The sequence below is a fragment of the Portibacter lacus genome, assembly GCF_021533215.1.
Lineage (GTDB): Bacteria > Bacteroidota > Bacteroidia > Chitinophagales > Saprospiraceae > Portibacter > Portibacter lacus.
The window spans coordinates 163,557-178,910 of sequence record NZ_JAJNKA010000008.1; the positions used below are offsets into that span (position 1 = coordinate 163,557).

General features: G+C 36.5%; 13 protein-coding genes. 9 read left to right on the top strand and 4 right to left on the bottom strand.

Going from position 1 to position 15,354, the window contains the following annotated elements:
- Positions 1–57 precede the first annotated feature (57 nt).
- From L2586_RS15095 to L2586_RS15125, 7 genes are all read left to right on the top strand, one after another.
- Positions 58–1,884 carry an arylsulfatase gene (locus L2586_RS15095; protein ID WP_235293756.1) on the top strand — a complete coding sequence of 609 codons (1,827 nt, stop codon included), beginning with the start codon at positions 58–60 and terminating at the stop codon, positions 1,882–1,884.
- 387 nt (positions 1,885–2,271) lie between these two features.
- Positions 2,272–3,261, top strand: coding sequence for a type I glyceraldehyde-3-phosphate dehydrogenase (gene gap, locus L2586_RS15100; protein WP_235293757.1), 990 nt, complete (start codon positions 2,272–2,274; stop codon positions 3,259–3,261).
- Positions 3,262–3,324: 63 nt separating this feature from the next.
- A complete protein-coding gene (locus L2586_RS15105) occupies positions 3,325–4,527 on the top strand; it encodes a phosphoglycerate kinase (RefSeq protein WP_235293758.1) in 1,203 nt (400 codons plus the stop codon).
- Positions 4,528–4,746: 219 nt separating this feature from the next.
- Positions 4,747–5,784: a sugar kinase gene (locus L2586_RS15110; RefSeq protein WP_235293759.1), complete on the top strand. Its 1,038-nt coding sequence runs from the start codon at positions 4,747–4,749 to the stop codon at positions 5,782–5,784.
- A gap of 15 nt (positions 5,785–5,799) precedes the next feature.
- On the top strand, positions 5,800–6,468 hold the full coding sequence (locus L2586_RS15115; RefSeq protein ID WP_235293760.1) for a bifunctional 4-hydroxy-2-oxoglutarate aldolase/2-dehydro-3-deoxy-phosphogluconate aldolase: 669 nt from the start codon (positions 5,800–5,802) through the stop codon (positions 6,466–6,468).
- Positions 6,469–6,742: 274 nt separating this feature from the next.
- The gene (locus L2586_RS15120) at positions 6,743–8,485 is read left to right on the top strand and encodes an aromatic amino acid hydroxylase (protein WP_235293761.1); all 1,743 of its coding nucleotides are present in this window, start codon (positions 6,743–6,745) and stop codon (positions 8,483–8,485) included.
- A 102-nt stretch (positions 8,486–8,587) separates the two neighbouring features.
- Positions 8,588–8,989 carry a hypothetical protein gene (locus L2586_RS15125; RefSeq protein ID WP_235293762.1) on the top strand — a complete coding sequence of 134 codons (402 nt, stop codon included), beginning with the start codon at positions 8,588–8,590 and terminating at the stop codon, positions 8,987–8,989.
- Between the two features lie 58 nt (positions 8,990–9,047).
- Here L2586_RS15125 and L2586_RS15130 read toward each other — a convergent pair whose 3' ends face one another.
- The gene (locus L2586_RS15130) at positions 9,048–10,376 is read right to left on the bottom strand and encodes a Gfo/Idh/MocA family protein (RefSeq protein ID WP_235293763.1); all 1,329 of its coding nucleotides are present in this window, start codon (positions 10,374–10,376) and stop codon (positions 9,048–9,050) included.
- Positions 10,377–10,479: 103 nt separating this feature from the next.
- Between L2586_RS15130 and L2586_RS15135 the strand changes: the two genes are divergently transcribed.
- Complete coding sequence (locus L2586_RS15135) at positions 10,480–11,847, top strand: 3-keto-disaccharide hydrolase (RefSeq protein WP_235293764.1); 1,368 nt, start codon at positions 10,480–10,482, stop codon at positions 11,845–11,847.
- A 58-nt stretch (positions 11,848–11,905) separates the two neighbouring features.
- Here the strand turns inward: L2586_RS15135 and L2586_RS15140 are convergent, their stop codons facing one another.
- Positions 11,906–12,154 carry a DNA-binding protein gene (locus L2586_RS15140; RefSeq protein ID WP_235293765.1) on the bottom strand — a complete coding sequence of 83 codons (249 nt, stop codon included), beginning with the start codon at positions 12,152–12,154 and terminating at the stop codon, positions 11,906–11,908.
- Positions 12,155–12,285: 131 nt separating this feature from the next.
- Positions 12,286–13,401 (bottom strand): alanine dehydrogenase, encoded by a 1,116-nt coding sequence (gene ald, locus L2586_RS15145; RefSeq protein WP_235293766.1) that lies wholly within the window; start codon positions 13,399–13,401, stop codon positions 12,286–12,288.
- Between the two features lie 666 nt (positions 13,402–14,067).
- Between ald and L2586_RS15150 the strand changes: the two genes are divergently transcribed.
- Positions 14,068–14,748 carry an RluA family pseudouridine synthase gene (locus L2586_RS15150; RefSeq protein ID WP_235293767.1) on the top strand — a complete coding sequence of 227 codons (681 nt, stop codon included), beginning with the start codon at positions 14,068–14,070 and terminating at the stop codon, positions 14,746–14,748.
- Here the strand turns inward: L2586_RS15150 and L2586_RS15155 are convergent.
- A complete protein-coding gene (locus tag L2586_RS15155; RefSeq protein WP_235293768.1) occupies positions 14,745–15,350 on the bottom strand; it encodes a DUF5683 domain-containing protein in 606 nt (201 codons plus the stop codon). The two genes, L2586_RS15150 and L2586_RS15155, sit on opposite strands and share 4 nt — an antisense overlap.
- Between the last annotated feature and the right edge of the window lie 4 nt (positions 15,351–15,354).

Sequence of the window (15,354 nt, forward strand, 5' to 3'; positions counted from 1 at the left end):
TATAATTTGAATATCCTGTTTCATGAAAGTATATTGTAGCATTCAAAGCGATTATCAATGAAATACAATAGCACACAAATGAAAAAATACCAATGTCTAGCAATTCTCTTATCAATATTTCTGGCTTCGTGCGGAAATACTTCATCTAAGAATGAGTATCCTTCTGCAAAGCCAAATGTTATTATTGTCATTACTGATGATCAGGGCTATGGTGACTTAGGGCACACTGGGAATACGATTATACAAACTCCTGGAATAGATCAATTTTCAACAGAATCAGTCAACCTCACAAACTATCATGTTGGAACTACTTGTGCGCCTACAAGAGCGGGTTTATTGACAGGAAGGAATTGCAATCGAAATGGAGTATGGCATACGATTATGGGAGCGTCCATGTTGAACAAGGAAGAAACGACTCTTGCAGATGTATTTAAAGATAATGGATATAGAACGGGGATGTTTGGAAAATGGCACTTAGGAGATAATCACCCATTTCGGCCTAATGATCGAGGTTTCGATGAGGCATTCTATCACGGTGGTGGAGGTGTCGGGCAGACTCCCGATTACTGGAATAATGATTATTTCGATGATACCTATTTTAGAAATGGTGTTCCGGAAAAACAATCTGGATACTGCACAGATATCTGGTTTAACGAAGCCATTGATTTCATTGAAAATAAAAAAGAGGACCCATTTTTATGCTATTTAAGTCTAAATGCTCCACATGGTCCATATAATGTTCCTGAAGAATACTATAATATTTACAAAGACAATACTGAAATTTATGATATACAGCATAGATTTTATGGGATGATTACCAATATAGATGACAATTTCACAAGGTTATTAAAGAAAGTAGAAGAGCTTGGAATTGCTGATAATACAATTGTTGTTTTTACCACAGATAATGGTACTTCGCGTGGGTATAGATATGATAAGAAGGAAGATATTACTTATGGTTATAATGCTGGAATGAAGGGAACAAAGGGGAGTGCTTATGATGGCGGACATCGAGTACCTTTTATAGTAAGATGGCCTGACGGAGGGCTGACCGGAGGAAAAAAGTTACCTGCATTAACTGCTCATGTGGATATGTTGCCAACATTTGCAAGCTTAACAGGAATCGATTATGAACCTACCAAGACAATGGACGGCACAGATATAAGCGGATATTTATTAGGGGAAAAGGAAGCTCCTAAGAGAATGCTGGTTACCGATACGCAAAGAGTTCCTTGGCCTGTAAAAGGAAGGAACAGTTGTGTGATGGATGATAAATGGCGATTGATCAAAGGAAAAGAATTGTATGATATCAGTAAGGATCCTGGACAGATAGATAATATTGCTGATGAGTTTCCAGAAAAAGTTGCTGAAATGAATGCTTTTTATGATTCTTGGTGGCAAGATGTGATCAGTGAAACTAAGTTTTCTGTAATTGAATTAGGCCTTGATTCAGTTGATGTGATTACTTGTCATGATGCACGTACAACTGATAAGTATCCGCCATGGAATCAGCAAATGATTCGTAAAGGAGATGTAATGGAGCCGGCAAAGTTCACTATAAAATTTGTAGAAGCTGGAAAATATAAGTTTAGTTTAAGAAGATGGCCAGCTGAAAGCGGTCTAGCTCTAGGGGCATCTGTGAATGATGGATTTCCTGCATTGCCCTATATGGATAAGTCAATAGATGGGAATGCCATGAAGTTTGAAAAAGCTTACTTGAAAATAGGAGATGAAGAGTATACGACAGACCTAAACAATAGCGATCAAGCAGCTATTCTCGAAGCGCAAGTTGAAACAGGAGAAACAGAATTAACGGCTTATTTTGATATGGAAAATGGAGATCAATGTAATGCCTTTTATGTCTATGTTGAGAAGTTGGATTAAGAGACTTTTTATCAATGAATTGCTATTGTTTTACTTGTGTTGCTACAAATGCATAAGCATCAAATGGCATTGATAGCTAACGTGTCTTTTTAGTCAAGATTATATACCCAAGCATGAATAGTTGATTTAATGGATTATAGTCAAATATAATGCGCTGATAGCCTCTAGTGTATGAAAATACGTTGAATTTTGAGCTGAGTCTCCCGTAGTTAATGAGGTTGTTTGGGGAAAGTGCCAAAATTAATGGAATGATTTTAGGTGGTAACTTAGAATTGTTTGGCTAGATGGATAATCATCAAAATTAAAATTAATACACCTCGTTTTTGATTTTAAAAACTTATTTTTGTCAACTTATAAATTTTTTCTTGACTGTTAATAAATTAAAAAATGAGCAAAAAAGTAGCTATTAATGGATTCGGTAGAATCGGAAGACTGACTTTCAGAAACTTATTGAAAAATCCGGACATTGAAGTTGTAGCCATAAATGACCTTACAGATAACCATACATTGGCACATTTATTAAAGTATGATAGTGCACAAGGACCTTTCGAAGGTACAGTCACTGCAACTGATTCAACTCTTATTGTTAATGGGAAAGAAATCATAGCATCGGCTGAAAGAAATCCTGGAGATTTACCTTGGGCTAAATTAGGCGTTGATGTTGTACTTGAGTGTACTGGTATTTTCACAACTAAAGATAAAGCGTCTCTTCACATCCAAGCTGGAGCTAAAAAAGTAATCTTATCTGCACCTGCAAAAAGTGAAGGATTTAGATCTATCGTTTTAGGAGTAAATGACAAAGAATTATTAGATACAGATACATTAATCTCTAATGCTTCTTGTACAACTAACTGTTTAGCTCCTGTAGCTAAGATAGTTGTAGATAACTGGGGATTTGTTCAAGGTTCTTTAACTACGACACACGCATATACTGCTGACCAAAATATCCAGGATGCACCACATAAAGATTTAAGAAGAGCTAGAGCTGCAGCTTATAATATCGTTCCTACATCTACAGGAGCTGCTATTGCTGTTGGTAAAGTTGTTCCTGAGGTTCAAGGAAAAATGTTTGCTATGGCATTACGTGTTCCTGTAATCACTGGTTCATTAATTGAGCTTAATTTCCTTTCTGAAAAAGAAACTTCAGTAGAAGAGGTTAATGCTAAATTTAAAGAAATGGCAGAAGGTCCATTAAAAGGTATTCTTGAGTATACAGAAGATCCTATTGTTTCTGCTGATATTCTTAGAAACCCACATTCATCTATATTTGACGCAGGTCTTACTGCTGTTCAAGGTAAAATGGTGAAAATCGTAAGTTGGTATGACAACGAAGCTGGTTACTCTGCAAGATTAGCAGATATTACTGATATGGTATAAATAATTCGAAGGCTTGAATCTAATAGGTTCAAGCCTTTTTTCTTCCTTTCTAATAACAATTCAATGAATTTAGATTTCAATAAACAAAAAGTACTTGTAAGAGTTGATTTTAATGTTCCTTTAAATAGTGCAAATGAAATTACGGATGATACCAGAATTCAAAAAGCACTTCCTACGCTAAAATATATTTTGGATCATGGTGGAGCTTTAATTCTTATGAGTCATTTGGGAAGACCATTGAAGAAAAAGAAGGAAGATGGCACGTTAGATGTCGAGAAATTCACATTGCAACATTTGGTTAACCATTTAACGGAATTACTAGGTGTTCAAGTTAACTTCGCTTCAGACTGTGTAGGAGAGGAGGCAACTAAGAAAGCTGGAGAGTTGGAGCCTGGTCAAGTACTTTTATTAGAGAATACTCGATTTCATGAAGAAGAAGAAAAAGGAGATGTAGATTTTGCTAAACAATTAGCATCCCTTGCTGATTTGTTTGTAAATGATGCCTTTGGAACAGCACATAGAGCTCATGCTTCCACAACTACAGTTGCCCAGTTTTTCGATGCAGATCATAAGACTTTCGGGTATCTAATGGAGTCCGAAATAGCTAATGGGACAAAATTGATGGATAATCCTGATCATCCTGTAACAGCGATCATCGGAGGTGCAAAAGTTTCGGATAAGATTCAGTTGATAGATAAAATAACTGAATTCGCTGATCATATTTTGATAGGAGGCGGAATGAGTTATACTTTTTTGAAAGCAAAGGGCGGTTCTATTGGGAATTCACTTTTCGAAGAGGATTATGTTGATTTAGCTAAAAAGTTGCTGAAGAAGTGTGAAGAAAAAGGTGTACAATTACATTTACCTCAGGATTCTAAAATTGCTGATGATTTCAAGAACGATGCTAACATGAAAACGGTAGCAAGTATGGAGATTCCTGATGGTTGGATGGGACTGGATATCGGGCCGTATGCAATCGAAGATTACCGAAATGTTATTTTAAGTTCTAAGACTATTCTTTGGAATGGTCCAGTTGGTGTTTTTGAAATGTCTTCTTTCTCAAAGGGAACATTTTCAATAGCCCAAGCAGTAGCAGATGCGACTCAGCTAGGCGCATTTTCACTAATAGGCGGTGGAGACTCTGTTTCGGCGATTAATAAATCTGGACTATCTGAAAAAGTTAGTTTCATTTCTACTGGTGGTGGTGCTATGCTAGAATTCCTAGAAGGAAAAGAACTTCCTGGGATCAAGGCAATTAAAGCATAAATTTTATTCTTTATTTTAGGAATTATTCCATTTGATTTACTTTCTTTGGACTGGTAATTACAGTAGCCATACATAAATTGGTATATCTACTTGTTATCAGAAGGTGAAAATGTGATTTTTCAAGCGCTGCTTCTATTATAAGCAGATGTTCTAGTGTATTTCTTGCCTTCCTAAATTTTGAAAATAGTTTTTAATCCAGATTTAACCGATAACAAAACAATGAAAAAGATAGTAACTTTTGGAGAAATAATGTTGAGATTAACCCCTCCAGGTTTTAAGAGATTCTCTCAAGCTAGCGAATTTGATGTTGTGTACGGAGGAGGCGAAAGCAATGTTGCCGTTTCATTAGCAAACTATGGGTTGCCTACAGAATTCGTTACACGTCTTCCTAAGAATGATATCGGAGAATGTGCCTTAATGGAGATGAGAAAGAGAAGCGTAGGAGTTAGTCATGTTGTGCGAGGTGGTGAGAGATTGGGGATCTATTTTTTAGAAATAGGCGCAGTGAGTAGAGGAAGTAAAGTTGTGTATGACCGTGCACATTCTGCAATGGCTTCTATCGAGCCTGGGATGGTGGATTGGAAGGAAGTGTTCAAGGATGCAACATGGTTCCATTGGACAGGAATAACACCTGCTATATCTCAAGGTGCCGCTGATGCATGCTTAGAAGCTATTCAAGTGGCAAATGATATGGGAATAACTGTTTCTACGGACCTTAATTATAGGAAGAATTTATGGCAGTATGGTAAGGAGCCAAGTGAGGTTATGCCAGAACTTGTGAAAGGTTGTGATATTATCTTAGGTAATGAAGAAGACGCTGAAAAGCATTTTGATATTCATCCTGAAGGAGTAGATGTTACTCACGGTGATACTATTGATGCGAAAGCATATATATCTGTATGTAAGCAGTTAATGAAAAAGTTTCCAAGGTGCAAAAAAGTAATTGTTACGCTTAGAGGCTCGATAAGTGCCTCGCATAATTCTTGGTCTGGTGTGCTATATGACGGAGAGAAGTTGCACGAGGCACCGACCTATCAAATAACACACATCGTAGATAGAGTAGGTGGTGGAGATAGTTTCATGGGCGGCCTAATTTATGGATTACTTACTTATGATGGAAATGATGAAAAAGCTTTGGGTTTTGCAGTTGCAGCATCTTGCTTGAAACATACTATTTATGGTGATGCAAATTTATCAACTGTAGCAGAAGTCGAAAAATTAATGAGTGGTGATGCTTCAGGCAGAGTTGCTAGATAAACAAACAATAAAACAATGGCAAGATTTACACGATTACAAGTAGTAGCTAAAATGGAAACCCAGGGAATGGTTCCTTTATACTATCACCCAGATATTGAATTAGGAAAGGAAATCCTTAGAGCTGTCTATAATGGTGGTTCTCATTTAATCGAATTCACGAGTAGAGGAGACTTTGCTCATGAGGTCTTCGGAGAATTAAATAAATTTTGCGCTGAGGAATTACCTGAGATGATTATGGGCGTTGGTTCTATTACGGATGCAGGTTCAGCGAGTTTATATATGCAATTAGGTGCCAATTTTATAGTGACTCCAGTTTTTAGAGAAGATATAGCGATCGCTTGTAATAGAAGAAAAGTTCTTTGGTCTCCAGGTTGTGGAACATTGACTGAAATATGCAAGGCTGAGGAATTAGGATGCGAAATTGTAAAGCTTTTTCCAGGTTCAACATACGGGCCAGGCTTTGTAAAGTCTATCAAAGGGCCTCAACCTTGGACATCAGTAATGCCAACAGGTGGAGTTTCTCCAGATGAAAGTAATCTTCGTGGTTGGTTTGATGCTGGTGTGACTTGTGTAGGTATGGGCTCTCAATTGATTAGCTCTACCGTTTTGAAAAATAAAGATTACGCAGGTCTAGAAGAGAAAGTTAGATCTTCATTGGCTTTGATTAAAGAGGTGAGAGGCTAAAATCGTTTGATTGATTTCGTGGTACTTGCTTTCTTGAAGGAGTTATAATTTCGTACATATATTATTTCTTTTATGCTTTTTTGAATTGCATATGCAGTTTAGGCATGTTTATGTTCCTTCCTGAGCGATTAAGTAATTTACCTTTCAGCCTCCCTGCTACAATGTGGTAGTTCTCCATTTGTGTTTCTGATTCTTCTAGTATTTGTTGGTAATGTTATTGCATATTGCTAAATATAACTTCTTTGTTCTATATTTGTATTAAAACACAGAACATATGAATAATATACCTTCTAATCCGATATTGGATAAATTGCCACCTCATCTACGGCAATATATTATTCCGCAGCATTACTCAGATTATACTTCTATAAACCAAGCTGTATGGAGGTATGTCATGCGTAAAAATGTAACCTTTCTAAGTAAAGTGGCGCATCACTCCTATGTCGATGGACTTAAGATGACAGGTGTTTCTATTGATGAAATTCCAGATATGTATGGAATGAATAGGATTTTGAAGGAAATAGGATGGGCGGCAGCAGCTGTGGATGGGTTTATACCTCCTGCAGCATTTATGGAATTTCAAGCTTATAATGTTCTGGTGATCGCTGTGGATATTAGAACATTAGATCACATAGAGTATACTCCAGCTCCAGATATCATTCACGAAGCTGCAGGTCACGCTCCTATTATTGCCAATCCTGAATATTCTGAGTACCTAAGAAGATTAGGAGAGATTGGAAGTAAAGCCATTTCTTCTAAGCATGACTGGGATGTGTATGATGCAGTAAGAAAGTTGTCGCAATTAAAAGAGCAAGAAGAGCCAGATGAAAGAGCAATTGCCGCAGCGCAGAGGAAGGTTGATGAACTGCAGTCAAAGGATGTACCAGCGTCAGAAATGTCCATAATCAGGAATTTACAATGGTGGACGGTTGAATATGGATTGATAGGGAGCTTAGATGATTATAAAATATATGGAGCAGGTTTGTTGTCGTCAATAGGGGAGAGTATATGGTGTCTAAAGGACAACGTTGAGAAAATTCCTTATTCTATAGATGCAGCTGAGGTAGAGTTTGATATTACTCGTCCACAACCGAAGCTTTTCGTTACGCCGAATTTTGCATATCTGAGTAAAGTGCTAGAAGAGTTTGCTGAAAGAATGGCGCTTAGAAAAGGTGGCGTAGTGGGTGTGGAAATGTTAATTGATTCTCAATCTATCGGTACAATTGAGCTAAGCACAGGTCTTCAAATTACAGGTGTTTTTGATAAAGTTAAATCATACAATGGAAAAGTAAGTTATATTTCTACGACTGGATTGACTTCCTTAGCATATAGAAATAAAGAGTTAATCGGCCATTCTACCTTGGAATATCAGGAAGGTTTTATTACTCCACTAGGAAAATTGAAAGGGATTAACCTAGCAATAGAAGATATGTCTCCTTTAGACTTAGAAACTTACGGGATTTATGAAGGAAAAGAGTTGTCCTTGAAATATGAGGGAGGCATTGAGGTTTTAGGACGAGTAGTGACTGGGACACGGAATCTGCAAGGGAAAATTATGCTGATTAGTTTAACGAATTGTACGGTTCGAGATGCTCAGGAAGTCTTATTTGAAAGTAAGGATAATATGTTCCATTTGGCTGTTGGGAAGAAAGTAGTTTCTGCTTTTGCGGGACTCTCAGACGTATACGCTTTTGATTTAAGAGATCATGAATTGTCACCTTCGTTTAAGAACAAGAATAAGTCTCAGGTTATTATTGATAAAGAAAACACGTATCAAGATGTGCGAGATATTCGATTTAAGGCTGAATTTAACATGGGCATTATTAAAAAACTAGAAGCTTATGTTCATGGATATCCTAAGGAGTGGCTGTTGTTGCTTGAGATTTTAGAGTTAACAGGAAAGTTTAATGGAGATAAGTTAGAGATGGAGATACTTGATTTACTCGGCGAGATAAAAAGGAATAAAAATGAACTTGTAGATTTGATTGATAGTGGAATTCAAATGTACCATTCGTAAGAGTTTGTTTCTGTGCTCATAACTTGTCGATAGCAAATATAAATCAGAACAATTCAGCTTGAAATTCGGTTTATATATGTCAATGTTAGATGCGTTATCTACATGGAAAAGTTAGAAATGGAAGATCGGGATGAATTATTAAGAAAATGTAGACCTAGTATAGCGCTTGCCTATAATGCGAGTGTGGCTTCTGAAGAACTGATATTTCAAAATGAAGTGCTTCGGCCAATTTTAAAGTTCCAGAATGATTTACTAGTGAATTTGTTCAATCATGAATTAGTTACAAGAAAAATAGATGTTGGTGGGTTAGATGAGCAAGAATTGAGAAATAAAATTAACCAGCTACTTATAAAAGATCAGAGTATAAAACATAAAATGATGGGAATTTGTGTAGCAATGTTTACTGAAAAAGAGCTTTCATTTTATTTGCAGCATCAGAAGAGCATAAATAAAAGAATCCTTTCCATGTTAGCAGAAAGGATTCATGATAATATTTTAAATTGATTTACTCGTATTAAATGATCAATCTCTTTTGAAGTCAAGATAGAGATTGATTAAAGCGCTAAACCTTAGGCGGTTCATAGCCTTTTTCGTACGTTCTAGCCCAATGTTTTTTCATTACATTTTTATCTGTGAATCTACCTGTAGCTGGATCAATGTCTAATGCTTGATTTCCCATTTTGTAAGAAATATTAGCATAATGACACAAGTTCGTACTGATTGCACCATCCTCGATATTCGAGTTTTGCTTAGCTTTTCCTCTTACAGCTTCTAGGAAATTATGGACATGAATATTGGTCATTCCACCTCCACCACCTAAATTAACACCTCCTTCCGAAAAGTCAGATTTAACTTCTTTGACTAATTTTCCAGCTCTATCGAAGTGTTTATACAAACTTCTATCAATGAATACAGATCCTTCGCTTCCATAAATGATGGTCCCTCTTCCAGCACCATAAGTATTGTATGCGTTTCTACTTTTACCATCCCAGTTAATGACTTTTTGGTCTTCGAATTCGAATGTTGCGTACATCGTGTCATACATCGTCCAAGGATCATCCACGAAATGCTGTTTATATGCTTCTACTTTTGCGCGCTTCGGAAAATTAACTTCTAGTGCCCATCTCGCGATATCTAATTCGTGAGTTGCATTATTTCCTGTTTCTCCAGTTCCCCATTGCCAGTACCAATGCCAGTTGTAATCACCTACTATATCTATAAATTCCTGCCTAGGAGCTGGACCTTGGAAAAGATCCCAATCCAAATAATCAGGTGCAGGAACCTTGTGAGCATCTGGAACTCTACCTCTAGAATTAGAATAGAAAGCTAGTGCTTTATAAGCTTTTCCTATGATTCCTTCATGGATAGCAGTTATTATTTCTTGTGATTCAGGAGAAGATCGTTGCTGGTTGCCCATTTGTACGACTTTACCGTATTTTTTCTGAAGTTTGATTAGCAGTTCACTTTCATTAGGATTGTGACTGGCTGGTTTTTCAACATATACATGTTTGCCTGCATCCATCGCCATCCAAGCTGCTGGAGCATGCCAGTGATCAGGTAGCGCGATAAAAACCGCGTCTACATCTTTGTCATCTAATATATGGTTCATGTTTTTCTCGCCGATGGTATCGTATCCTGCTTTTTTGCTAATACTCTCCATTCCTTTAGCTTGGCGGCGTGAATCTACATCACTAACATAACGTATGTTTACGTCTTTCATGGCAGAAAGCGGGCCTGCTAATGCAGGGAATCTCCTGTAACAACCCAGGATTGCAACATTTGTTTTTTCATTTGCCCCAATAATATTTGCATAAGATTTAGCAGTTAGCCCAAGAGAAATACCTGTTCCTGCCAATGCAGAGGCTTTTATAAAATTTCGTCTTTTTATCATTTTAAGTGATTATAATATATAATTAGGTTTAATAATAAGAAAATTATTAATAATTTGGACCCTGGTTACAAAATTTAATTAATTATTAATTGACAAAACAAACATGCGACAACTTTATTTATTTTTACTATTAACAATATCATTAAATATAAATGCTCAAAATTGGCATAACCTATTTGATGGCGATTTGTCTGAATTTGAGCAGCTTAACGGGACAGCTGATTATGTACTGGAAAACGGAGTACTTATAGGAACCTCTAAAACTAATATTCCGAATAGTTTTATGGCAACCAAGAAAAAATATGGTGATTTCATTTTAGAATTTGAAGTGAAGGTAGATGCGGGTTTGAATTCAGGAGTACAATTTAGAAGTATTAGTGATCCTGCTGACCGTAACGGCAGAGTGCATGGATACCAATTGGAGCTTGAGACTTCACCAAGGAAGTGGACTGGAGGTATTTATGATGAAGCAAGAAGAGGGTGGTTGTATCCGATAACTCGAAATGAGAAATCACAAAATGCATTTAAGCAAGGTTATTGGAATCATATTAGGTTAGAAGCAATAGGAGATCATATTAATACATTTGTTAATGGTATTCAATGCGCAAGATTAGTAGATGATCTTACAGCTGAAGGATTAATTGGATTTCAAGTACATGGAATAGGAAATAATGAAGCATTAGCTGGAACACAGGTGATGTGGAGAAAAGCGAGAATACTTACAGATTCTCCTGAAGATTATGCAACAACTCCTGACCCGAATGTTGCAGAAATAAGCTACCTAAAAAATACATTAACTGAGTATGAAAAGGATCATGGTTGGAGATTGTTATGGGATGGTAAAACTACTGATGGATGGAGAGGAGCTAAGTCAGATGAATTTCCTACTAAAGGCTGGGAAATAAATGATGGCATTCTTAAAGTATTGTCATCAGGAGGTGCCGAATCAAGAAATGGTGGAGATATCGTAACAACTAAGGAGTTTAGTGATTTTGAAATTACAGTTGATTTCATGTATACGAAAGGAGCGAATAGTGGACTAAAGTACTTTGTGGATACAGAATTAAATAAAGGGGAAGGTTCAGCTATCGGATTAGAATTTCAAATTCTAGATGATAAGAATCATCCAGATGCTAAGCAGGGTAAAAATGGTAACCGTACAATTGGTTCACTATATGACTTAATTAGAGCTGGGAATTTATCTGAGAGTAATAGAAGTACCAAACGTGCAAATGGTCCTAATAGCTGGAATAGAGCCAGAGTTGTTGTGAAAGGAGGAATGGTTGAACACTGGTTGAATGAGATCAAGGTAGTGGAGTTTGATAGAAGTGCTCAGATGTTTAGAGCAATGGTAGAAAGAAGTAAGTATGAGAAGTGGGAGAATTTTGGCCAGATACCTGCAGGATTAATCTTGTTGCAAGATCATGGCGATGAAGTAAGCTTTAAGAATATTAAGATTAGAGAATTCTAATTTCTAAAATAACAATAAAAAAAAGCGGCTTTAATTTTAAAGCCGCTTTTTTTATTCCTTAACTTTGTCCTGGTTGTATCATACTTTTTGCAATATCGAGAATCTTTGTGTCCTCTAAGAGAACAAATCCTCCATCTGGCCCAGGTTGGATGTGTTTTCCAACGATGTTGCCATCACGGTATTTTTTGGCTCCAAAATAATTCCTAACGGTTTGTTCTTCAACATCAAGTTTCTGTGCGATTTTATTGATGCTTCCCGTTGGTAATTTGTGCTTAATTCTTCGTAATTCCTCGAAAGTTATGTGCATAGCAGGTAAGCTTTAAAATTTATTAAAAAGTTATCACTTAAAAATAAACAATAAACTGATATTTAAGGCATTTACCTATTGAAAAATTTATAATTTGTAGTGAATGCAGAATATATCGGTGCGTATGCTAGCTAAGCCAGAACATCATCAACATTGCTGTATTCTAGGTCAAAGGCATTTGCAACTGCTTTATAAACCACTTTTCCATTCACTACGTTTAATCCCTCTTTAAGTGCAGCATTTTCCGTACATGCTTTTTTCCATCCTTTTTCAGCCAGTTGAATGGCGAATGGAAGCGTAGCATTGGTTAATGCAACAGTAGACGTATATGGTACAGCGCCAGGCATATTAGCTACGCAATAATGAACAATATCATCTATAACAAAAGTTGGATCAGCATGAGTTGTCGGTTTACATGTCTCTATACAACCACCTTGATCTACAGCTACATCGACTAGTACAGCACCAGGTCTCATGGTTTTAAGCATGTCTCTAGTAACTAAATTCGGTGCTTTTGCGCCTGGAATTAAAACGGCACCTATAATAAGGTCGTGACTCTTAACCAGATTTCTAATATTATATTCGTTAGAGTAAAGTGTTGTAACATTTGCAGGTAATATATCAGCAAGGTATCTTAAACGATCTAGGTTGATATCTAAGATGGTAACCTTCGCGCCTAGTCCAGCAGCCATCTTCGCAGCTTGTGTTCCTACGACACCACCTCCTAAGATTAAAACATGCGCTGGTTGCACCCCAGGAACTCCACCAAGCAAAATCCCTCTTCCTTTATGAGGCATTTCTAAGTAACTTGCTCCAGCTTGAATAGACATTCTACCAGCAACTTCTGACATTGGAATTAATAAGGGTAGACCTCCTTTGCTGTCCTTCACAGTTTCATATGCTAAGCATATAGCATCTGACTTTATCATGGCCTTTGTTAAAGGCTCGTGCGATGCAAAGTGAAAGTAAGTGAAAACAAGTTGATTCGGCTGTATAAGGTCATACTCTTGCTCTATCGGTTCTTTCACCTTAATAATCATCTCAGCATTCTTGTAAACATCTTCTATGGTAGGAAGAATTTCACAACCTTGCTTTTCATAAATTTCATCTGGCAGACCACTATTTCTCCCAGCGTCATGCTGAACAAGGACTCTGTGGCCTCTTCGAATAAGTTCAAGGGCACCTCCTGGTGTCAATGAAACTCTATTTTCATTATTTTTGATTTCTTTCGGAACTCCTATAATCATGTGGCTTTATTTTTTATGATGCAATATTAATTAATTTTGTTCTTAGTTGGAAATGTATGTTGAATGCAAGATTCTATTTCTTTCAATGTTATAAAGTAACTTGCAATAATATGAGCAACTTATGGAAGGTGACTTATTGATTTTGAAGGTATTAGTTTGTTAAGTGGGGAGCGTAAATAATAGACAAAAAAAAAGCCTGTGGTGACTAGACACAGGCATAACTCAATTTAATCGTAACTCATTTCGAAATGAAAACTATTTCATCTCAGTTATTTATTAAATTGCAAGTATCATGCCAACACATTATACAATTATGTAATATGTTAAGATTTGCTAGATGTTAGCGTGAGATGTAGGCGGTAGATTGGAACTGAAAAGGATATCTAGGAAGAAAGAAGGTGGAATATTTTGATGTAGAATTAGTTGGGTCTCCAGTTAATAGAGATGGTGGAAAGTGTGATAGAAATCGATTACTTTACTTTAGGCAAAAAAAAAGCTCGTGGCGTTCCACGAGCATAAACGAATTTTACAATTAATAACCAAAACTTACACAATTCAAATATATAACATATTATTGATTATTTACATATGTATTGATAAATTAATCAGTAAAATATAAATATTTATTTATTTTAATATGTTACTTATTGAAAATAAAAGATTCAGATGGCGAAAATAGATGTAGTTTTTGAAGATAATCACTTGATTGCAATCAATAAAAAGGGTGGGGACCTGTCTCAGAAAGATAAGAGTAATGATGATTCACTAATAGAACATATTAAACTTTATATCAAAGAGAAATTCAAAAAGCCTGGAGATGTTTTCTTGGGCAGCATTCATAGATTAGATCGTCCAACTTCCGGAGTGATTGTTTATGCGAGAACATCTAAAGCTTTAACAAGGATGACGAAATTATTTAGAGATAATGATATCAAGAAATCATACTTCGCTTTAGTAGAAGGCAGACCGCCTGATTTGTCGGGATATCTAAAAGATTATTTGAAAAAAGATCCTATTAAAAACAAGTCTTATATCGCTAAAAAAGGTGCTGCTAATGCAAAACTTGCTGAACTTAAGTATGAATTTATCCGAGAAGTCGATAACCGTTATTTGATTAAGCTAGACCTGATGACTGGACGTCATCACCAAATCAGGGTTCAACTAGCTAATATTGGTTGTAGAATCGTAGGAGATCTTAAGTATGGATACGGTACACCGAATGCTGACAAATCAATATGTCTACATTGTAGTGAAATAGTTTTTGTCCATCCAGTGAAAAAAGTAGAAATCAGAATATCTGCTAGAGTGCCGAAAATCCCAGAATGGAAAGGTGTTAAAGGATATTAGAATTTATAACTCAGCGTGACGCCCACAAGCTTGCCGTTATTATTGATATTCGGCGCAGTATAATCAAAACTTAAGTCTTCATCGATGTCGAAGTCTGTTAAGTGCCTGTCGATATAGGCTTCTACTGCGGCTATAATATGAATAACAATCATGCCCACGCCAGCTTGCTCAGAGTATTTCTGAAACTGCTTTCTATAAGAATTTAATCGATCTGTTCCGGATACACCTCGATATTCGATCCCTTCTTCACCTAAGACGGTTTGTCGGTAGGCGTCATTGAAATTATTATATTCGCTCCGTAGATAGACAAAAGTCCATATGCCAGCTCCCTCTGCAACCCAAGCAATAGGTACTTTCCAGTATTTCTTATTGTAGATCTGACCGCCTCCAGGAATGAGCATTCCATACATGATGGCTTGGCCAGGTTTTCCATTGAACAAAGCCTTGAAACTACTTGTTTTTTTAGTATAAGATTCATAATCCACAGAATCTGGATCTATGAAATTTTCAGATAAGTCTTCTTCGTAGTCATTTGTGAGCGGGGACTGACCACTTGCATAGAAACTAAGAATAAAAAAAATTAAGAAGATTAGATACCTCATACTT

Excerpts from the sequence above, each read along its gene's own strand:
- L2586_RS15095 (WP_235293756.1), top strand. The coding sequence starts at position 58 with ATGAAATACAATAGCACACAAATGAAAAAATACCAATGTCTAGCAATT.
- gap (WP_235293757.1), top strand. The coding sequence starts at position 2,272 with ATGAGCAAAAAAGTAGCTATTAATGGATTCGGTAGAATCGGAAGACTG.
- L2586_RS15105 (WP_235293758.1), top strand. The coding sequence starts at position 3,325 with ATGAATTTAGATTTCAATAAACAAAAAGTACTTGTAAGAGTTGATTTT.
- L2586_RS15110 (WP_235293759.1), top strand. The coding sequence starts at position 4,747 with ATGAAAAAGATAGTAACTTTTGGAGAAATAATGTTGAGATTAACCCCT.
- L2586_RS15115 (WP_235293760.1), top strand. The coding sequence starts at position 5,800 with ATGGCAAGATTTACACGATTACAAGTAGTAGCTAAAATGGAAACCCAG.
- L2586_RS15120 (WP_235293761.1), top strand. The coding sequence starts at position 6,743 with ATGAATAATATACCTTCTAATCCGATATTGGATAAATTGCCACCTCAT.
- L2586_RS15125 (WP_235293762.1), top strand. The coding sequence starts at position 8,588 with ATGGAAAAGTTAGAAATGGAAGATCGGGATGAATTATTAAGAAAATGT.
- L2586_RS15130 (WP_235293763.1), bottom strand. The coding sequence starts at position 10,376 with ATGATAAAAAGACGAAATTTTATAAAAGCCTCTGCATTGGCAGGAACA.
- L2586_RS15135 (WP_235293764.1), top strand. The coding sequence starts at position 10,480 with ATGCGACAACTTTATTTATTTTTACTATTAACAATATCATTAAATATA.
- L2586_RS15140 (WP_235293765.1), bottom strand. The coding sequence starts at position 12,154 with ATGCACATAACTTTCGAGGAATTACGAAGAATTAAGCACAAATTACCA.
- ald (WP_235293766.1), bottom strand. The coding sequence starts at position 13,401 with ATGATTATAGGAGTTCCGAAAGAAATCAAAAATAATGAAAATAGAGTT.
- L2586_RS15150 (WP_235293767.1), top strand. The coding sequence starts at position 14,068 with ATGGCGAAAATAGATGTAGTTTTTGAAGATAATCACTTGATTGCAATC.
- L2586_RS15155 (WP_235293768.1), bottom strand. The coding sequence starts at position 15,350 with ATGAGGTATCTAATCTTCTTAATTTTTTTTATTCTTAGTTTCTATGCA.